Here is an 18,551-nt window from a genome sequence, read left to right on the forward strand (position 1 = left end):
AGCACGTTCCCTCGAGGGGAGCCTCGCATGTCGGCAGAACCCCAGCACCGATGTCCCGTTCTCGATCCCACCGCCCGCGCCGCACACGCGGAGGCCGCCGCGCTGCGCGCCCGGGGCCCGGCCGTCCTGGTCGAACTCCCGGGCGGGGTACGGGCCTGGTCGATCACCCGGCACGAGGTGATCCAGGCGCTGACCACCGACCCCAGGGTCTCCCGGGACTTCCGTCGGCACTGGCCCGGTCTGGCCGAACTACCCGACGGCTGGCCGATGGCGCCGGTCGCGCTCCAGCAGGGGTTCGTGAACAGGTACGGCGAGGAACATCGCCGACTGCGTGCGCGGGTCGCGCCGTCGTTCGCCCCGCGCCGGGTGGAGCGCATGCGCCCGCGGATCCAGGCCACGGCGGACCGCCTGGTCGACGCGCTGGCGGCGGTGCCGCCCGGCGAGAGCGTCGACATACGGCAGATGTTGTCGCTGCCGCTGACCATGACCGTCATCTGCGACCTGCTCGGCGTCCCCGAGGCACTGCGGCCGGGGTTGGGCCGGGCGATCGACGCGATCCTGGACACCACGATCGACGCCGCCGAGGCGATTGCCCGGCAGATCGAACTCCAGGCCAGGCTGGTCGAGTTGCTGGAGCACAAGCGGGAGAACCCGGGCACCGACCTGACCAGTGACCTGCTCATCGCGGCCGCGAGCGCCGGGTCGGCACCCTCGGAACAGGAATTCCTCGACTCGCTCTTCCTGATGCTCGGCGCCGGCTACGAGACCTCGGTGAACCTGATCACCAACGTCCTGGCCGGACTGCTCACCCACCCCGATCAGTTCGACCGACTCCGTGCGAACGCCATCGACTGGACGGACGTGATCGAGGAGACGCTGCGGGTCGAAGGCCCGGTCATGCACCTCCCGCTGCGCTACGCGATCGAGGACATCGACCTCGGCGAGGGTGTCGTGATCGGTCGGGGCGACCCGATCATCATCGCCTTCGCCGCCGCCGGCCGGGATCCCGCGCGACACCCGGACGCACCCGACGCGTTCGACGCCACCCGCGCCGACAAGACCCACCTGGCCTTCGGGTACGGCCCGCACTTCTGCCTCGGCGCGCACCTGGCCAGGTTGGAGACCCGGATCGCGGTGACCACCCTGTTCGACCGTCTCCCCGACCTCGCGCTCGCGCACCCCGAACAACCGCCGACGCCCATCCCGTCGTTGATGGTCAACGGCCCGACCCGTCTGGACATCGTCCCCACACCACGGGCCCACGCCCGACCCGAGACCCCGGCCCACGCCCGACCCGAGACCCCAGGGTCCGTGCCCGCCCGCTGACCCTGCCGCCTCGGGCTTCGGCGAGAGGTGGCCGGCGCGGGTCACCCGTCCACTTCCCGAACCCGTCCACCCGGGCCTCGCGGCCCTCACCATCCGAAGTCGAGTCGAAAGCCGAACCGCCGACTTCAGCCCGAGGCCACCGCATCGGGGCGGCTCGACGGCGCTCGCTTCCCGCGTGCGGTGGCCAACACGAAGGAGAGGAATTCCCCGCCGTCCGTGGTGAGCATGTCGATGACGGGCCGGTTCGCGCTCGGCCCGCCCGGCTGGTGCTCGGCGCCTGCCCGGACCCACGACAGCCAGTCCCTCCACGCGTCCTGCCGCAGCCGCACTCACGAGCACGACCCCAACCCGATCATCCCCCCGAGCACCATCCGATCTCGCCGCCCCGCCCTGCTGCCACCGAAGTCACCGGAGCCGCCGGAGCCGCCGGAGCCGCCGTCGTCCGGTGATCGACCGCGATCAGCGGATCGCCGGTGAGCGGGTGGTCGAGGATCACCGCACGGATGCCGAACACCTCGGCGAGCAGTTCCGGAGTGAGTACCTCGCGCGGCGGGCCGGACGCGCGCAACCGGCCCTCGTGCAGTACGTGCAGCCGATCGCACACCGAGGCCGCCGCGTTGAGGTCGTGCAGCGCGATCAGCGTCGTACGATCCTGGGCGCGCAACAGCGCGAGGAGTTCGACCTGATGCCGCACATCCAGGTGATTGGTCGGCTCGTCCAACACCAGCACATCCGGTTCCTGGGCCAACGCCCGAGCCAGCAGCACGCGTTGGCGTTCACCGCCGGACAGCGTCGAGAAGCGCCGGCCCTGATGCGCCTCGACTCCGGCCTGGACCAGCGCGATCAGCACCGCCGCCCGGTCGCCGGCGCTGTCCCCGGCGAACGCCTTCTGGTAGGGGGTCCGCCCCATCGCGACCACCTCGCGCACGGTGAAGTCGAAGTCGTTCTCCCGCTCCTGCGGCAGCGCCGCGACGTGTCGGGCCGCCGCCGCCGGGGCCATCGCCCGCAGGTCCCGATCGCCGAGCAGGACCCGGCCGGCCCGCGGCTTCAGGTGTCGGTAGATCGTGCGCAGCAGGGTGGACTTGCCGCTGCCGTTGGGGCCGACCAGGCCGGTGATCTCACCGCCGGCCGCGATCAGCCCGACCCCGGTCAGGATGTCCCGTCCGGAGAGGGTGACGCGCAGATCCTGCACGGTGATTCGCGTGCGTTCGTCGCCCGCCCCGTGCACGTCGTCGCCCGCCCCGCCACCCACCCGATCGCCCACGCCGCCGCCCGTCATCGTGTCTCCAGCCGTCGATCGAGCAGGAGCAGCAGGACCGGGGCGCCGATCACCGCGGTGACCACGCCGATCGGCAACTCCTGGGTGCTGACCGCCGTCCGGGCCACGGTGTCCACCGCGACCAGCAGCACGGCGCCGAACAGCGCGGAGACCGGCAGCAGTCGGCGGTGGTCGCCGCCGATCAGCAGCCGGCAGACATGCGGAACCATCAGTCCGACGAAGCCGATCGCCCCCGACACGGCGACCAGGACACCGGTCAACACGCTGGTCACCGCGAACAGTTCACGCCGCAATCGGGCCACGTCCACGCCCAGCCCGGCGGCCGTCTCGTCGCCCATCAGCAGCGCGTTGAGCGCCCGGGCCCGGGCCTGCAGCCCGATCAGCCCCACGGCCACGGCCGCCGCCGGCAGGGCCAGTTGCTCCCATTGGGCACCGCTGAGGCTGCCCATCAACCAGAACAGCACGCCGCGCGTCTGCTGTTCGTCACCCGCCTGAAGCACGAGGAAGCTGGTGAAGCCGGACAGGAACTGGCCCACCCCGATCCCGGCCAGTACCAGGCGCAGCGGGGAGAACCCGCCGCCCCGCCGGGCCAGTGCCCACACCAGGGCGAACGCCGCCAACGCACCGGCGAACGCCGAGGCGGACAGGCCGAGTCCGAGCAGCCCACCGGTGCTCGCGCCGAGCACGATCACCGCGATGGCGCCGAGCGAGGCGCCGGAGGAGATGCCGAGCAGGTACGGGTCGGCGAGCGGATTGCGCACCAACGCCTGTACGGCGGTACCCACCAGGCCCAGCCCGGCACCGACCACCGCCGCCAACAGGGCACGCGGCAAACGCAGTTGCCAGACGATCAAGTCGCGCGTACCGGCCTCGGGCGGCTCGCCGGTCAACCGGCGCCCGACCACCGACCACACCTCGCCGATCGGGATGTCCACCGAACCCAACGACACCGCCGAGGTCAACGCGACGACCAGGAGCACGGCCAGGACGGCAACCACCCACGCGGTGCGCGCCGGGCGGGGCCGGTCCTCGGCGGCCGGCGGTGCCGCCGCCGCCCGGTCCCGACGTCGGGTCCTGCGCTCGGATACCGACAACACCGGGCCTACCCCGCGGCCGGTGCGGGCCGGACCAGATCCGGGTGGATCGTGCTCGCGATCTGCCGCACCGTCTCCGCGTTGCGGACCCCGGCGATCGTGGTGCTCTCCGAACCGATCCGGACGAACCTGCCGTCCCGGACCGCGTTCAGGCCCTTGGTCGCGTCGAAGGTGCGCAGGAATCGCTCGGCGTCGTCGAAGGCCTTGGCGTTGGCCTCGGCGCTGCCCTTGTTCCGGACGCCGAGCTGGATCCAGTCCGGGTTCTTGGCGACCACGTCCTCCCACGCGACGGGTTTGAAGTCGCCCGCGCAATCGGCGAACACGTTGCGCGCCCCGGCCTGGGTGATCACCGCGTTGGCCACCTGCTTGCCGCATACGGCGATCGGCTGCTTGGTACCGGCGTCGAAGTCGAAGAAGAAGTAGCTCGGCCGCCGATCCTGCGGCACGCCGGCGAGCGCGGTGCGCACCGTGCCCAGGGTCTGTTCCATGCCCGCGACGAGTTCGTCGGCCCGGGCGGACGTCCCGGTCACCGCACCGAGTTCCTTGATGTCCGCCTCCACCGCGCTCAGGTCCTGCTGCGGGCCGGGGCGCTTGGTCGCGCACGCGGTGGACTTGAGATAGATGTGCTTGATGCCGGCGGCGGCGAACTCCTTGGCCGAGGGCCCCGAGCCCATCGCTCCCATGCCGCCCATGTCGGCGAAGGTGTCGATGTACAGGTCGGCGCCCGAGCCGAGCAGTTGCTCCTTGGGGATCACCATGTCGCCGAGCACCCGGACCTTGTCGGCCCGCGCCGCGAACTGCGCCGGCATCGTGCCCTTGCCCGGCGGGAAGCCGGTGCCGACCACCCGGTCCCCGGCGCCGAGCCAGAACAACATCTCCAGGCTGGAAGCGTTGCTCGTGACCACCTTCTTCGGCGCCTCGGTGAACGTCGTCTCCGCGCCGGCACAGTCCGTCACCTTCACCGGGAACCCCGACGCCCCGCCCCCGCCCGGCCCCGTCGCGGACGCGGTCGGGCCCGAAGCGGCGGTGTCCGTGTCCTTCGAGTCACCCCCACACGCCGTCGCGAACAAAACCACCACGGCGGCCATGCCACACACCTTGCTGCCCCGCACAGTCTCGCTCCCCAGAAGTACCGACGGTCGACCCGCAAACGCGAACCCGGACACTCAGTCGGTCGAGACCCCGGGTAAGTTCCCACCGAGGTCGAGTTCCCGCCGAGGTCGAGTTCCCGCCTCTCCCACAGACCGAGCGCACCGGACCCCCACCCGGAACGCCCCTGACGGATTCCGCGAACTCCGCGAACTCCGCGGACTGCGCGGACTGCGAGGACTGCGAGGACTGCGCGGTCCGCACGGATGAACACCGGAACGGCTACGGACCGCATCCGGTGTCCGGGGAGTTCAGCCGGCCGCGCGGTCGGCGAGGGGGCGTCGGCGCAGGGCGGTCCGGGCCAGCGCGGGGTGGGTCCACGCGCCGTCCGGGTGGTACGTGTTCGTGCCCGGCGCGACGATCGTGTCGATGCGGTCCAGCACCGCGTCGTCCAGGGTGAGCGTCGCGCCCTCGACCAGCGCGTCGAGCTGCTCCATGGTGCGCGGCCCGATGATGACCGAGGTGACCGCCGGGTGCGCCGTCGGGAAGGCCACCGCGAGTTCGGGCAGCGTGCAGCCGATCTCCTCGGCCAGTTCGACCAGTTGCTCGACGATGTCGAGCTTGGCGGCGTTCACCGGCAGGCTCGGGTCGAAGCGTCCGGGGTTGAGGCCGGCCCGACCGGAGGTCAGATCGATCGGGCCGCCCTTGCGGTACTTGCCGGTGAGAAAGCCGGACGCCAGCGGGCTCCAGGTCAGCACGCCCATGCCGAGGCGCTCGCACACCGGCAGCAGCGAGGCCTCGATGCCCCGGGCCAGGATCGAGTAGGGCGGCTGTTCGGTCCGGAACCGCTGCAATCCGCGCCGCTCGGCCACGTGGTGGGCCTCGACCACGTCCTCGGCCGGGAAGGTCGAACAGCCGAACGTGCGGATCTTGCCCTGCCGCACCAGGTCGGTCAGGACGGAGAGGGTCTCCTCGATGTCGGTCGATTCGTCCGGGCGGTGGACCTGGTACAGGTCGATCCAATCGGTCCGCAACCGCCGCAGGCTGTCCTCCACCGCCGTGGTGATCCAGCGCCGCGAGTTGCCGCCCCGGTTGACCCCCTCCCCCATCGCGAAGTGCACCTTGGTCGCCAGGACCACGTCGTCACGCCGCCCCCGCAACGCCTTGCCGACGATCTCCTCGGATTCACCGGCCGAGTACATGTCGGCCGTGTCGACGAAGTTGATCCCGTGATCCAGCGCGGCGTTCACGATCCGGGCACAGTCGTCGTGGTCGGGATTGCCGACCGCCCCGAACATCATCGTGCCCAGGGCCTGCACGCTCACCCGGATGCCGGTGCGGCCGAGGGTGCGGTAACGCATGATCGTGCTCCTCTGGTTTCGGTGTTCTCGCCGGCGCCGATTCTCGAACGGGCATGTTCCACCGGCATGGTCGTGCGGGCCTGTTCGGGTGGGCGCGGTCGTGTGGACGTGTTCGTACAGGCATGCTCGTGCGGGCGCCTTCGGCCCGGGCATGCTCGTGCGGACGTGTTCGGCGACGGTCCGCGGGCCGGCCGGTGGCGTGCGACACGACGCCGGCAGCCCGACGGAAGTGCGCCCGCCCCCGATCCCCGGCGGCGTTCCCGACCGGAAATCTACGAGCTGGACCCGACTCCAGGTCAAGTCCCATCCTTGGACCCGTGACAGACACCCACGAGGACCTGACCATCGGCCAGGTCGCGACCCGTACCGGCCTGAGCATCGACACACTGCGCTTCTACGAACGCGAAGGCATCCTGGCCAACCCGGTCCGCCGCGACCCCGGCGGCCGACGCCTGTACGCCGAGCACGACATCGCCTGGCTCAACATGTGCGTGATCCTGCGCGGCTCCGGCATGCCCATCCCCGCCATCCGCCACTACACCGAACTCGCCCGCACCGGCGAGGGCACCGAACGCGAACGCCTGGCCATCCTGCGCGAACACCAGTCCCACATCCACGCCCAGATCGACCAACTCCACAAGTGCCTCGACCTGATCGGGTACAAGGTGGGCGTCTACGAGGACTACCTCGCCGAGACGGAACCCGAATCCGAACCCCACCCCGGATCCGAACCCGACCCGGAATCGGCACCGGCACCGGCACCCGCACCGCGACAAGTCCCGACTCCTTGACGCGCCGACCCGCCCACTCCCCGGCCCGCCCACGACCCCGACCACTTCTCCGTCGCCGGCCAAGTGCGGCTGCTATTCTTCGAATGATCAATCAGTTATCGAACCGGAAGGCAGCCCCCAGTGCCCCGCACCGTGGATGCCGGACGAACGGCCCGGCGACGTGAGGCCATCACGCTCGCCGCCGCGCGGCTGTTCGCCGAGCGGGGGTTCGAGCCGACGACCGTCGCCGACATCGCCGGGGCAGCCGGCATCAGCGCGGCCGGCGTCTTCTACTACTTCCCGGACAAGCGGGCGGTGTTCCGCGCGATCTTCGAGCGCGATCTGCCACTGTCCCGCGACCTGGTGACCCGTTTCGCCGACGCCGAACACCCTGTCGAGGCGATCGTCGAACTCACCACCACTCTCGCCGCCGACGCCCGGGACCCGAGCGCGGCCGGGCTGCTCGTGGAACTGCTGCGCCAGGTCGACCGCGATCCCGAACTGGTCGACGTGGTCACCCGCACCGCCCGGATCGTCCGGGACGGTCTGGCCCACCTGATCGAGCGCGGCATCGCCGACGGCACGATCGACGCGACGCTCGACCCGGCCGAAGCGGCCGCATGGCTCCAGAGCATGGTCGACGCCGTGTACCTGAACGCCGAACCCGCCCGCGACGCCACGCCCGCGTTGCGCCGCACCGTCGCGCGATACCTGACACCCACCCCGAACGAGAAGCGGGACCGGGCACCCACCCCGAGCGGGAAGCGGGACCAGGCACTCGACCGAACGCCGATGGCGAAGCCGGACCACAGACCGAAAGCGAAACCGCACTAGCCATGGGGGCAGGATGGGCAGCGCAACGACGGATAGGCAGGCCGTCACGGTCCGGATGCCGCCGGTGTGGCTCTGGGTGATCGGAATCGGCACCACCCTGCTCGGCCTCGGCGCCGGCTTCGCGGTCGGGCCGCTCGTCGACTGGCTGATCGACCTGGTCGGCTCGGCGCCCGGCCCGCTTCGACTCGCCGCACGCCTGCCCACCCCCTGGGCGGTACCGATCGCGACCGTGCTCGGCGCGGTCGTCGGCGCGTGGCTGATCACCGAGGCCCTCCGGGAGAGCCCCGTGGTGACCGTGGCCGCCGACCACGTCGCGATCCACCGGGACGGCTCCGGCCTGCACGTACGCCGGGACCGGATCGACGCCGTCTTCACCGACGGCCGAGACCTGATCGCCCTGGACAAGGGCGAGTCCGAACTCGCCCGGGTCCGCGCGACCGACCTGCCGGCGGAACGGCTGGGCGAGGCCTTCGCCCGATTCGACTACCCGTGGCGCGGTACGACCGACCCGCGCGAGAGGGAGTTCGCCGCCTGGGTCGACGGCACCCCCGACCTCGACCCGGCCGCGCACACCCTGCTGCGCACTCGCAGGCGGGCCCTGGCCGACAAGCGGACCGGCGCGGCCGAGGAGGCCCTGGACGGGCTGCGCGAACTGGGCGTCACCGTCCGGGACCGCCAGGGAGCCCAGCAGTACCGCCGGCAACCACCCGGACAAGACACCGGCACCGACACCGGCCGACCCGTCCCGAGGGCCGGTCCGGGAGATCTCGGCGGGTCGACCCAAGGCACGCCCTAGCTGAGCCGTTCGAGCACCATCGCCATACCCATGCCGCCGCCGACGCACATGGTCTCCAGGCCCCACTGCTTGTCGTGCCACCGGAGCGAGTTGATCAGCGTGCTGGTGATCCGCGCGCCGGTCATCCCGAACGGGTGGCCGACCGCGATCGCGCCGCCGTTGACGTTGACCTTGTCCAGATCGAAGCCCAGGTCGCGGTAGGAGGGGATGACCTGCGCGGCGAACGCCTCGTTGATCTCCACCAGGTCGATGTCGGCGACGGTGAGACCGGCGTTGCGCAGCGCCTGCCGGGACGCCTCGACCGGGCCATAGCCCATGATCTCGGGCGAGAGGCCGGTGACACCGGTCGAGACGACCCGGGCCAGCGGGGTCAGGCCCAACTCGCGCGCCTTGGTGTCGGACATGACCACCAACGCCGCGGCGCCGTCGTTGAGCGGACACGCGTTGCCCGCGGTGACCGTGCCGTCCGGGCGGAAGACCGGCTTCAGGCCGGAGACGCCCTCCAGCGTGGTGCCCGCCCGCGGGCCGTCGTCCTTGGCCACCACGGTGCCGTCGGCGAGGGTGACCGGGGTGATGTCCTCGGCCCAGAAACCGTCGGCGATCGCCCGCTCGGCGAGGTTCTGCGAGCGCACCGCGAACTCGTCCTGCTCCGCCCGCGAGACGCCCTTGAGTCGCGCGAGGTTCTCGGCGGTCTGGCCCATCGCGATGTAGACGTCCGGGAGCAGGCCGTCCTCGCGTGGGTCGGTCCAGTCCGGGGTAGCGGCGCCGGAACGCTCGGCGGAGCGCTGTTCGGCCGGTGCGAACAGCGGGTTGTGGGTGTCGGGAAGCGAATCGCTGCTGCCCTTGAGCGCGGCCCGGGAGACCGACTCGACACCGGCCGAGACGAACACGTCGCCCTCCCCGGCCCTGATCGCGTGCATCGCCATGCGCGTGGTCTGCAACGAGGACGAGCAGTAGCGGGTGATGGTGGTCCCGGGCAGGTGGTCCATGCCCAGCATGACCGCGACATTGCGGCCCATGTTGAAGCCCTGCTCGCCACCGGGCCCGCCACAGCCGAGCATCAGGTCGGCGATGTCGTGCGGGTCCAGACCGGGGACCTTGTCCAACGCGGCCCGAACCATCATGGCGGCCAGGTCGTCCGGCCGGACGTCCTTCAACGAACCCTTGAACGCACGCCCGATCGGCGAGCGAGCGGTCGAGACGATGACTGCTTCGGGCATGACGGCATCCCTGCTGTGAGTGTGACCGGCCTGAGTGCGGCCGGCGCGGGTGCGACCGGTGTGAGTACGACCGGGTGGCGGCACCGCGCCCGCCGACTCCTGAAGGTACCGACTGGTCGGTATCTTCGCCAGAGGCCACGCCCACCGACACCGGATCCCGAACCCGAATCACCGACCGCCGAACGCCGATCACGCATCCAGGCGTACCCACTGCGCCACGATGCTCGACAACCGACGACACCCGACACCCGACGACCGACGACCGACGAGCGCCGACCCGGATTCCGCCGCACCTCGCCCCGCCCCCCGATCTGGCCTCCGTGTCGGGTACCGGCTACCGTCCCCTCAGGACCGGAACGCCAGGGGAAGGGAGGGCACCGTGAAGGCGCACCCGAGCGGCCCGTACCGCGTGGAGTACACGGAAACGGCCGCCGCCGTACGCGACTCGCTCCCACCCGAGCGCCGCGAGCAGCTCACCAAGGCCCTCCGGGTCCTGGCCCGCGATCCGTACACCAAGGCGTCCGCCCCGATCGGCCCCGACGACGACACGCGTCAGGCCATGGTCGCCTCGGCGCTGCTCATCGAGTACGGCGTACTGCGCGGGGTCATGGTGGTCGTCGTGGTGACCGTCCTCGACGGCATGGAATTCCTCGGCGACACCGACGAGTAGCGCCGCCGACCCATGGCGTCGACTGCGACCGTCCCGGCGCCGCCCGGAGTCACCCCGGGGCCACCCGGGGTCAGCCGCGGGCGACGATCAGCCGGGCGCGCGGCCGATGGTTCCAGACGCCGACCGGAGCCCGCCCGAGGAACTCCGCACGCACCCGCGCGACGAACTCGTCTCCGCGCTCCATGGCGAGCACGCGCAGCGGCCCGGACCGGGTGAAGGCGTCGAAGAAGGTCGGCGCGTCCGCGTGCGACATCCGGTACGCCGGATACTCGTCCCGCTCGATCACCGCACCGCGCGCCGTCAAGACGTCCGCGACTCGCCCCTCCCAGGAGCGGTCCCCCGGCGGCACGTGCGCCCGGAGCACGTCGCTCATCAGCGCGAACGGCCCGTCGGTCTCCGTACGCTCGGGCCAGAACAGCACGGAAAGCCGCCCGCCGGGCCGAAGCGCCGCCGCCCAGGACGCCATCGCGAGTTCGGGCTCGGCGAGCGCCTGCAGGCCGAACACCGATACCAACGCCGCGCATCGGCCCGACCACCGGGCGGCCGGCAGCGTGGCATCGCCTTCGACCACACCGACCCGAGGGCGCCCCGCGGCCCGCTCACGAGCCCGCCGAACCATGGCCGGGGCCAGGTCGATGCCGACGATCTCGCGCTCGGCGAAATCCTCCGTCAGCACGTCGAGTTCGGGAAACGTCCCACAACAGGGCACCAGAATCGGTCCCTCCGGCAGCGACGCGCCGCCGACGCCCGCCACCGCCGCCCGTACCCAGGGCGCGAACCGGGGCACGAAATAGTTGTCGTACCCCTCGGCCGCCGCGTCCCATCCCCGGGCGACCCGAGCCAACCGCTCCTCCGCCTCGCTCACCGCCACCACCCCGCCACGCGCCGCCACCCCACGCCATGCCACACCGCCGAAACAGTCACCGCCACACCTTCGCATCCGGGCTCCCCCGGCACCGAGCGCCGCCGAGGACATACCCGACGGCCGCATGCCCGACGGCCATGCCCTACAGCGCACCCGCGATCCGGGCGCGGCCCGGGCCGGAGACGCTCGCGAGGCCGGCGGGACGGCCGGTGGCCAGGAGGAGCAGGTCGGCGGTCGGGCCGCGTACCTCGTCGGGGCCGGTACCCGCCGACCACTCCGCGTCGGTGGCCACCAGCCGCGTGCCCCGGCAGCGCTTCCGGGCGCCGTAGAACGGGCTGGCCAGCACGTGCCCCAGGGCGGCGATGGCTCGCTCCGTGGGCATCTCCCGGACCCGGCCCAGCGGTCGCGCGGCGTCCTGCCCGTGCACCAGCACGTCGACGAGCGGATCGAGCGGCGCCGCCAACGGTGCGCGGCGGGCCGAGCCCGCCGTCTCGCGGAATCGGTCGATCAGTTCCGCCGGGGTGAACCTGGCGGCCAGTTCCCGGGCCTCGTCGGCGGTCATCCGGTCGAAGTCGCCCCGGGCCCGGATCGCGCCCTTGATCATGCTCCCCAGCGTCGTACGCGTCGACGTGGTCAGGTGCGCGGCCAACTCGTGCATCGTCCAATCGGAACAGAGCGAGGTCACGCGCCAGTCGTCCGCGTCGAGCGTGTCGAGGAAGTCGGCGAGGCTCAGTCGTTCGTCCCGTACCCACGCAAGGATTTCGTCGCGGTCCATGTCCGGTTCTCCTCGGGTCATGTCGTTGCCGTACAGGTGTCGTAGCGGGTGTGGTGACGGTCTCGACCGTCAGCGATCGCCGGCCGCGTCCGAGCCGGTCCGCCCGCCCGGCTTGCCCGGCTCGCCCGGCTCGGGCGGCTCGGGCGACTCGGGCCCCGGAGCCGGCTCGACCGCGCTCAACCGGCGCCGCAGGTGTGCCCGTTCGGGTTCCGTGCCGGCCAGGTCCAGCGCCTCGCGGTAGGCCGCCGCCGCCTCGGGGAAGCGGCCGAGTCGGCCCAGCAGATCCGCCCGCGCGGTCGGATACGGGTGATGGCCGCGCAGTCTCGGCTCGCCCGCCAACTCGTCCAGCAGCGCCAGACCCGCCTCCGGGCCGTCCCGCATCGCCACCGCCGCGGCCCGGTTCAGCGCGACGATCGGCGACGGGGTGAGCACGAGCAGCACGTCGTACAGCGCCACCACCTGCGGCCAGTCGGTGGTCGCGACGTCCGCGGCCTCGTCGTGCAGCGCGGCGATCGCGGCCTGCACCCCGTACCGCCCGGCCGGCCCACCGGTCAGCGCGGCCACCACCAGGCCCCGGCCCTCCTCGATCATCGACCGATCCCACCGCCCGCGGTCCTGGTCGTCGAGCAGCACGATGGCGCCGTCCGGATCGGTCCGCGCCGCGCGGCGCGCGTGGGTGAGCAGCATCAGCGCGAGCAGCCCGGCGACCTCGCGTTCGGCCGGCAGCAGCCGACGCAGGATCCGGGCCAGCCGGATCGCCTCCTCGGCGAGGTCGAGCCGCTGCAACTCCGGTCCGGAGCTGGCCGCGTAGCCCTCGGTGAAGATCGAATAGACCACCTGGAGCACGCCGGGCAGGCGCTCCGGCAACTCGTCCGCGCCGGGCACCCGGAACGGGATCCGCGCCTCGCGGATCTTCTTCTTCGCCCGAACGATCCGCTGGGCCATCGTCGCGGTCGGCACCAGGTACGCCCGGGCCACCTCGGGCGTGGTCAGCCCGGCCAGGCAGCGCAGCGTCAACGCGCCGCGATCCTCGGCGGGCAGCGCGGGGTGGGCACAGGTGAAGAACAGTTGCAGCCGGTCGTCGGGCAGGTCGGCGTCCGCCTCCGGCGGCGGCGCGGGATCGGCCCGATCCGCCTCCACCTGCAACACGGCCAGCCGAGCGGCGTACGTCCGGTCCCGCCGCAGCCGGTCCACCGCACGACGGCGCGCCGTGGTCAACAACCAGGCCCCGGGCCGGTCCGGCACGCCGTCGACGGGCCAGTGCACCAGCGCCGCCTCGATCGCCTCGGAAGCCACCTCCTCGGCCAGGTCGAGATCACCGAATCGGCGCGCGAGTGACGCCAGCAGCCGACCCCGCTCCTCCCGGAACACCGACTCGACGGACGCACCCACCGCCCCGTCCCGCGCTCCCCGACCGACACCCTCGGATCCGTCCCCGGCCGCGCCCGCGGGCCGCCCGGCATCGGCTGCTCGCTCATTCATCGCCGTCCGCCCTCAGCCCTGGGCCGTCAGGCGTCGAAGTCGGCGATCGGCCGCACCACGATCGACCCACCGCCGCGCGCACCGGGACAACGCGCGGCCCAGTCGAGCGCGACATCCAGATCCGGCACGTCGATCACATAGATGCCGCCGAGCACCTCCCGCGTCTCGGCGAACGGTCCATCCGTCACCGTCCGCTCACCCGTCGGCCCGACCCGAACGGTCGTCGCGGTGATCAGGTCCGCCAACGACTCCCCGGACACGAAGATCCCCGCGTCCTTGACCTCCTTGTCGTAGCTCATCCAGTCCTCGACGGTGCACCCCTCGGCGCCGCCGTCCGCGTCGACCGCACCACTGTGAATCAACAACATGTACTTCATGTCCGGCTCCCGTCCGTCCTGTCCACATCCTCGCCCGGCACCCTGCCGCACACCATGACGACGAACGGGCACCGACCGAATCGACACCTCCCCGAAAAAACTTTCCACGACCTCTCCACGCCACGCGCCACGCGCAACCAGCCACGCGTAACCAGCCGCGTGTAACGCGCGGTATCGGCACGGATCGGGACGGATCGGGACGCCGGGGTCCGCGGCCCGCCGCGGACGTCGAAGCCCGCCCGAGCGGGCTCAGGCCAGGGAGTCGATCCAGTCCCCCAGGCGCCGGCCCTGGGTGAGCAGCACGTCCGGGTCCCGAAGGGCGCTGGTGAGCAGGGACATGCCCTGGTAGGCGCCGATCAGGGCGAGGGCGAGGTCGCGGGCGTCCGCGTCGTGGCCCATCTCGCGGAACTGGTTCTCGACCCAGTCGAGGAGTCGCCGCAGCACGGCGGCGGCGTGTCGGTCCAGGTCGTCGTCGCGTTTGTCCAGTTCCGAGACCAGCGTGCCGAAGGGGCAGCCGTAGCGCACCGCCAGCTCGCGCTGCTCCACCCAACCGGCGACCAACGCCCGCAACCGCTCGCGCGGGGTGGGCAGTTCGGCCAGCGTCGCGATCAGTTCGCGCAGTTGCCGTTCGTGGTCGCCGATGGCGGCCTCGACGAGTTGGTCCTTGGTCCGGAAGTAGTAGTAGACGTTGCCCACCGGTACGTCGGCCTCGGTCGCGATGTCCGCCAGGGTGGTGCGCTCGACCCCCTGCCGATGCAGCACGCGCGCCGTCGCCGTCACCAGCCGCTCCCGCTTGCCGGGCCGGGAATCGGTCCGGGCCCGGCTCTTCTTCTGCACTGAGTCAGTCATCTCACTAACAACCATAGACAACGACCTGCGCCCTTGCTAGCTTCCCTTCTTAGTTAGTCAACTAACTCACTCGCCGGAGGCGGGCGTCCACGCCGCGCCGGCGGGCGGCACCCCGAAGACACATCCGAAGCACACAACCCGAAGAACGCATCCGAAGCACACAAGGAGAACGCTCATGATCGTCGTCACCGGTGCCACCGGAAACGTCGGCCGCGCCGTCGTCGAGCAACTCGCCGCCACCGGCGAGCAGGTCGTCGCGGTCTCCCGCAACGCCCCCACCGCCGCGCTGCCGGACGGCGTACGGCACCACCTCGCCGACCTCGCCGACCCGGCGAGCCTGACCGAGGCCCTGGTCGGTGCCAAGGCGCTGTTCCTGCTCGTGGCCGGCGACAACCCGCGCGGCGTGGTCGACGTCGCCGCCCTGGCCGGTGTGAAGCGCGTCGTCCTGCTGTCCTCGCAAGGCGCGGGAACCCGCCCGGACGCGTACGCACACCCGGTCGCGTTCGAACAGGCCGTCCGGGACTCGGGCCTGGCCTGGACCGTCCTGCGTCCCGGCGGCTTCGCCACCAACACGTTCCAGTGGATCGAGGGCATCCGGACCCGGCGCGAGGTCGCCGCACCGTTCGCCGACGTGGCGCTGCCCCCGATCGACCCGGCCGACATCGCCGAGGTCGCGGTCGCCGTCCTGACCGGCAAGGGCCACCAGGGACGTACCTACGAACTCACCGGCCCCGAGGCACTGTCGCCGCGCGAACGCGCCGAGGTGCTGGCCGAGGCGCTCGGCGAACCCATCCGCTTCGTCGAGCAGACCCGGGACGAGGCGCGGGTCGGCCTCCTGCACGTCATGCCCGAACCGGTGGCCGACGCGACCCTCGCCATCCTGGGCACACCCACCCGCGCCGAACAGTCCGTCACCTCGGACGTCGGCCTGATCCTCGGCCGCCCGGCCCGCACCTTCACCGACTGGGCCGGCCGCAACATCGCGGCCTTCCGCTGACCGGGTCGCCCCCGGGCCGCCCGCCCCGCCGTCGAGTCCGTCTCCGACGGTCGCCGACCACCACCCGCGATCACCGACGACCGACCCACCCGAGGCGCCCTACACACCCATCACACGCGACGCCGGGCGATCATTCCCCCATGACCCCGTTCGATCACGCGTCTCCCCGTCGGCGGCCCCGCGCGAGGCCGGCACCCGCGCGGTCCCGAGCCGGGTCGGCTCCCGCCCACGCGGTCTCCGGCCCGCCGCCGGACCGTCCGACGCAAGGAGACACCGCCATGAGCACGACCCGTCGCACCCCCGATGCCCCGGCCGGCAGCCGATGACCGAGGGCATCGACATTCCCGACCGTCGCGGCCGTACCGGACTGGACCGGTACGGCCGCGACCTGACCGGCAACCCGAGGGTGCGGATCCGCGACGTCGAGGTACTGGCCTGCGACTGGTACGTATTGCGCAAGACCACCTTCGACTACCGACACGCCGACGGGCATTGGAGCCGTGAGCAGCGCGAGAACTACGACCGGGGCGACGGCGCCACGATCCTGCTCTACGACGCCGATCGCCGCACCGTGCTGCTCACCCGCCAGTTCCGGCTGCCCGCCTACGTCAACGGGCACCCCGACGGGATGCTGATCGAGACCGCCGCCGGGTTGCTCGACGGGGACAGCCCCGAGGAGGCCATCCGGCGCGAGGCGGCGGAGGAGACCGGGCACACCGTCGGCAAGCCCGAGTACGTCTTCGCCGTCTACATGAGCCCCGGCTCGGTCACCGAGCGCGTGCACTTCTTCGCCGCGCCCTACGGCTCGGGGACCGCCACCGACGCCGGCGGCGGGATCGCCGCCGAGGGCGAGGACATCAGCGTCCTCGAACTCCCCTTCGCCGACGCGCTCGCGATGATCCGGGACGGCTCCATCGCCGACGCGAAGACCATCATGCTGCTGCAATGGGCGGCCCTGGACGGCCCGTTCGGACCGGATCCGGCCGCCGGCCCGGCCGCGAACCGATAGCCCCCACACCGCCCGCGCCCGCCGTACCGATCCCGAGCGGAGACGGTACGGCGGGCCCGCCGGAGCGGCCCGGCGAACGACGCCGGGGACCCCGCGCACACCGCGGACACCGATCCGCGGCCGCGCCTCATCTGCCCAGCAGCACCTCCGCCAAGGCGACCTGCTCGGGGTTCAGCGCGGTCTCGCCGTCCTCGATGTCCCACAGCGCGTTCTGGAGCACCCGGCCGAGCGTCCACCCGGTCGCCCGCTGCCGGTCCAGGTCCAGGACCTCGGTCAGCAGGTCGAAGCGGCGGAGCACCGTGCGGGTCACGTCACCGCCGGCCACCGCGCCCGCCCATCGGCTGTCCAGCGCCGGCCACAACTCGAACCCCGGGTCGCCGGCCAGCGGTTCGGGATCGATGACCAGCCAGGGTTCGCGCTCCGCGGCGAGCACGTTGTCGTAGTGCAGGTCCCAGTGCAGCAACCGGTCGCCGGGTTCGCCGATCAATTCGGCGACGGCGCCCGCGCAGGTGCGCACCAGGCGTTGTTCGGCCGGGTCGCGCAGGGCCGGCACCGCACGCGGCACCTCGTCGAGCATGGCCGCGGCGATGTCCGCCAGGTGCCGCAGACCCGCCGGCGCCGGGACCGCGACCAGGCGCGCCATCAGCTCGGCGAGGGTTCGCATCGCGTCGTCGTCATCGGGCACCGACGACAACGACCGGGTCGCGTCCAGTCGTTCGAGCACCATCGCGCCGTCGTCCGGGTCGTGGTCGAGCAGGCGCACGACGCCGTCGCCGTTCCAGGTCCGCAGACCGAGTGCGACACCGGCGTTGTCCTCGGTGGGCTGCTGGAGTCTCAGCACCGCCGGTGTGCCGTCCGCGCGGGTCACCGGCAGCACCAGCGCGGCCATGCCGTGCCCGGCGGGGCCGTCCGGCCGCAGCGACCAGCGATCCAGGGTGTCCGCGGCCAGCCTGGGCAGCGCGTCGAGCCAAGCCAGGGCATCGGCGCCCTGGCGGCCGTAGGACCGGGCGAAAGCGGCGGGGACGTCGACGGAAATCGACGTACTCATATCGGGTTTCTCCTTCGTGGGTTCCGGATTCTCACGGGTACGAAGGAGGTGATGGAGGTGCCCGGCAGCCGGGCAGGCGTCAAATCATGGTTTCAGCCTACTCGTGCGTCGCGGCCGGCCGAACCGGTCAGGACACGTCGCGCAGCAGGCGCCCGGCGTACACGTCGCTCACGTGGCCGCGCAGGTGTGCCCAGACCGCGACGGAGCAGGGGAACTCGCCGTCCCGGTAGGCGATGAACACGGTCTCCTCGCGCCGGAACAACCCGTGTTCGGCGTCCTGCGGTTCCGGCCAGTCGCGGACCACGGCGGCGGCCCGGTCGGCGTCGACGCAGCGCAGCGGCACCACCGCGAGCTGCTCGTATTCGCGGGGCACGGTGTGCGCGATCACCTGGACGTCGTTCATGTGCCGACCGAACGCGCGCAGGTGATCGCCGCGCTCCCACGGGCGGTTCGAGGCCCACGTACCGCACGAGCAGGTCGCGCGTGTGGCGACGAAGCCGAGTGCGGCGTGGTCTCCGGGATAGGTGGTGAACTCGATCCGGTGGCGGTCGAGTCGAACCAGTGGGTCCTGGGTGTAGTTCGGCATGCTCATGAGGGTTCCCCCGAGGTGTCGTCGCGTGGTATGGCACGAGCGTAGGCAAGCGCACCGACAACGGCGAGCGGATTTCCGCGCGAGCGCGCGCCGGGAGATCCGGTACGACGTCGGCCCG

General features: G+C 72.1%; 19 protein-coding genes. 7 read left to right on the top strand and 12 right to left on the bottom strand.

Annotation, left to right across the window (positions count from 1 at the left end):
* Positions 1–27: 27 nt before the first annotated feature.
* A complete protein-coding gene (locus ACWCPW_RS28055) occupies positions 28–1,326 on the top strand; it encodes a cytochrome P450 family protein (RefSeq protein ID WP_449764379.1) in 1,299 nt (432 codons plus the stop codon).
* A gap of 352 nt (positions 1,327–1,678) precedes the next feature.
* Here the strand turns inward: ACWCPW_RS28055 and ACWCPW_RS28060 are convergent, their stop codons facing one another.
* The 4 genes from ACWCPW_RS28060 to ACWCPW_RS28075 form a co-directional block, all read right to left on the bottom strand.
* Entirely contained in the window at positions 1,679–2,605 is a 927-nt protein-coding gene (locus ACWCPW_RS28060) for an ABC transporter ATP-binding protein (protein WP_449764380.1), read from the bottom strand.
* Positions 2,602–3,702 carry a FecCD family ABC transporter permease gene (locus tag ACWCPW_RS28065; protein WP_449764381.1) on the bottom strand — a complete coding sequence of 367 codons (1,101 nt, stop codon included), beginning with the start codon at positions 3,700–3,702 and terminating at the stop codon, positions 2,602–2,604. The genes ACWCPW_RS28060 and ACWCPW_RS28065 overlap by 4 nt, the downstream gene beginning before the upstream one ends.
* Before the next feature lie 5 nt (positions 3,703–3,707).
* Positions 3,708–4,787, bottom strand: coding sequence for an ABC transporter substrate-binding protein (locus ACWCPW_RS28070; protein ID WP_449764382.1), 1,080 nt, complete (start codon positions 4,785–4,787; stop codon positions 3,708–3,710).
* Between the two features lie 312 nt (positions 4,788–5,099).
* Positions 5,100–6,149, bottom strand: a complete 1,050-nt coding sequence (locus tag ACWCPW_RS28075) for an aldo/keto reductase (protein WP_449764383.1) — start codon at positions 6,147–6,149, stop codon at positions 5,100–5,102.
* A gap of 317 nt (positions 6,150–6,466) precedes the next feature.
* Here ACWCPW_RS28075 and ACWCPW_RS28080 point away from each other — a divergent pair, with 317 nt between their 5' ends.
* From ACWCPW_RS28080 to ACWCPW_RS28090, 3 genes are all read left to right on the top strand, one after another.
* Positions 6,467–6,940, top strand: a complete 474-nt coding sequence (locus ACWCPW_RS28080) for a MerR family transcriptional regulator (protein WP_449764384.1) — start codon at positions 6,467–6,469, stop codon at positions 6,938–6,940.
* Positions 6,941–7,060: 120 nt separating this feature from the next.
* The gene (locus ACWCPW_RS28085) at positions 7,061–7,753 is read left to right on the top strand and encodes a TetR/AcrR family transcriptional regulator (RefSeq protein WP_449764385.1); all 693 of its coding nucleotides are present in this window, start codon (positions 7,061–7,063) and stop codon (positions 7,751–7,753) included.
* A 13-nt stretch (positions 7,754–7,766) separates the two neighbouring features.
* On the top strand, positions 7,767–8,549 hold the full coding sequence (locus ACWCPW_RS28090; RefSeq protein WP_449764386.1) for a YqeB family protein: 783 nt from the start codon (positions 7,767–7,769) through the stop codon (positions 8,547–8,549).
* On the opposite strand, the gene ACWCPW_RS28095 is transcribed toward ACWCPW_RS28090, so the two are convergent.
* Positions 8,546–9,769, bottom strand: coding sequence for an acetyl-CoA C-acetyltransferase (locus ACWCPW_RS28095; RefSeq protein ID WP_449764387.1), 1,224 nt, complete (start codon positions 9,767–9,769; stop codon positions 8,546–8,548). The genes ACWCPW_RS28090 and ACWCPW_RS28095 overlap by 4 nt on opposite strands.
* 379 nt (positions 9,770–10,148) lie before the next feature.
* Between ACWCPW_RS28095 and ACWCPW_RS28100 the strand changes: the two genes are divergently transcribed.
* On the top strand, positions 10,149–10,439 hold the full coding sequence (locus ACWCPW_RS28100; RefSeq protein WP_331770636.1) for a type II toxin-antitoxin system RelE family toxin: 291 nt from the start codon (positions 10,149–10,151) through the stop codon (positions 10,437–10,439).
* 70 nt (positions 10,440–10,509) lie between these two features.
* On the opposite strand, the gene ACWCPW_RS28105 is transcribed toward ACWCPW_RS28100, so the two are convergent.
* The 5 genes from ACWCPW_RS28105 to ACWCPW_RS28125 form a co-directional block, all read right to left on the bottom strand.
* Complete coding sequence (locus ACWCPW_RS28105; protein ID WP_449764388.1) at positions 10,510–11,304, bottom strand: class I SAM-dependent methyltransferase; 795 nt, start codon at positions 11,302–11,304, stop codon at positions 10,510–10,512.
* 142 nt (positions 11,305–11,446) lie between these two features.
* On the bottom strand, positions 11,447–12,079 hold the full coding sequence (locus tag ACWCPW_RS28110) for a maleylpyruvate isomerase family mycothiol-dependent enzyme (protein WP_449764389.1): 633 nt from the start codon (positions 12,077–12,079) through the stop codon (positions 11,447–11,449).
* 69 nt (positions 12,080–12,148) lie between these two features.
* Positions 12,149–13,561, bottom strand: coding sequence for an RNA polymerase sigma factor (locus ACWCPW_RS28115; RefSeq protein ID WP_449764390.1), 1,413 nt, complete (start codon positions 13,559–13,561; stop codon positions 12,149–12,151).
* Positions 13,562–13,587: 26 nt separating this feature from the next.
* A complete protein-coding gene (locus ACWCPW_RS28120) occupies positions 13,588–13,938 on the bottom strand; it encodes a YciI family protein (RefSeq protein ID WP_449764391.1) in 351 nt (116 codons plus the stop codon).
* A 249-nt stretch (positions 13,939–14,187) separates the two neighbouring features.
* Positions 14,188–14,787 (bottom strand): TetR/AcrR family transcriptional regulator, encoded by a 600-nt coding sequence (locus ACWCPW_RS28125; RefSeq protein ID WP_449764392.1) that lies wholly within the window; start codon positions 14,785–14,787, stop codon positions 14,188–14,190.
* A gap of 175 nt (positions 14,788–14,962) precedes the next feature.
* Here ACWCPW_RS28125 and ACWCPW_RS28130 point away from each other — a divergent pair, with 175 nt between their 5' ends.
* A complete protein-coding gene (locus ACWCPW_RS28130) occupies positions 14,963–15,784 on the top strand; it encodes an NAD(P)H-binding protein (RefSeq protein WP_449764393.1) in 822 nt (273 codons plus the stop codon).
* 322 nt (positions 15,785–16,106) lie between these two features.
* Positions 16,107–16,793, top strand: a complete 687-nt coding sequence (locus ACWCPW_RS28135; protein ID WP_449764394.1) for an NUDIX domain-containing protein — start codon at positions 16,107–16,109, stop codon at positions 16,791–16,793.
* Between the two features lie 127 nt (positions 16,794–16,920).
* On the opposite strand, the gene ACWCPW_RS28140 is transcribed toward ACWCPW_RS28135, so the two are convergent.
* Positions 16,921–17,841 carry an aminoglycoside phosphotransferase family protein gene (locus tag ACWCPW_RS28140; protein WP_449764395.1) on the bottom strand — a complete coding sequence of 307 codons (921 nt, stop codon included), beginning with the start codon at positions 17,839–17,841 and terminating at the stop codon, positions 16,921–16,923.
* A 127-nt stretch (positions 17,842–17,968) separates the two neighbouring features.
* Positions 17,969–18,433, bottom strand: coding sequence for a hypothetical protein (locus tag ACWCPW_RS28145; RefSeq protein WP_331770643.1), 465 nt, complete (start codon positions 18,431–18,433; stop codon positions 17,969–17,971).
* Positions 18,434–18,551 lie beyond the last annotated feature (118 nt).

The sequence above is a fragment of the Embleya sp. NPDC001921 genome (genome assembly GCF_053594475.1).

Coding starts and splice junctions, on each gene's coding strand:
- ACWCPW_RS28055 (WP_449764379.1), top strand. CDS start 28: ATGTCGGCAGAACCCCAGCACCGATGTCCCGTTCTCGATCCCACCGCC.
- ACWCPW_RS28060 (WP_449764380.1), bottom strand. CDS start 2,605: ATGACGGGCGGCGGCGTGGGCGATCGGGTGGGTGGCGGGGCGGGCGAC.
- ACWCPW_RS28070 (WP_449764382.1), bottom strand. CDS start 4,787: ATGGCCGCCGTGGTGGTTTTGTTCGCGACGGCGTGTGGGGGTGACTCG.
- ACWCPW_RS28075 (WP_449764383.1), bottom strand. CDS start 6,149: ATGCGTTACCGCACCCTCGGCCGCACCGGCATCCGGGTGAGCGTGCAG.
- ACWCPW_RS28090 (WP_449764386.1), top strand. CDS start 7,767: ATGGGCAGCGCAACGACGGATAGGCAGGCCGTCACGGTCCGGATGCCG.
- ACWCPW_RS28095 (WP_449764387.1), bottom strand. CDS start 9,769: ATGCCCGAAGCAGTCATCGTCTCGACCGCTCGCTCGCCGATCGGGCGT.
- ACWCPW_RS28110 (WP_449764389.1), bottom strand. CDS start 12,079: ATGGACCGCGACGAAATCCTTGCGTGGGTACGGGACGAACGACTGAGC.
- ACWCPW_RS28115 (WP_449764390.1), bottom strand. CDS start 13,561: ATGAATGAGCGAGCAGCCGATGCCGGGCGGCCCGCGGGCGCGGCCGGG.
- ACWCPW_RS28120 (WP_449764391.1), bottom strand. CDS start 13,938: ATGAAGTACATGTTGTTGATTCACAGTGGTGCGGTCGACGCGGACGGC.
- ACWCPW_RS28125 (WP_449764392.1), bottom strand. CDS start 14,787: ATGACTGACTCAGTGCAGAAGAAGAGCCGGGCCCGGACCGATTCCCGG.
- ACWCPW_RS28130 (WP_449764393.1), top strand. CDS start 14,963: ATGATCGTCGTCACCGGTGCCACCGGAAACGTCGGCCGCGCCGTCGTC.
- ACWCPW_RS28135 (WP_449764394.1), top strand. CDS start 16,107: ATGACCGAGGGCATCGACATTCCCGACCGTCGCGGCCGTACCGGACTG.
- ACWCPW_RS28140 (WP_449764395.1), bottom strand. CDS start 17,841: ATGAGTACGTCGATTTCCGTCGACGTCCCCGCCGCTTTCGCCCGGTCC.
- ACWCPW_RS28145 (WP_331770643.1), bottom strand. CDS start 18,433: ATGAGCATGCCGAACTACACCCAGGACCCACTGGTTCGACTCGACCGC.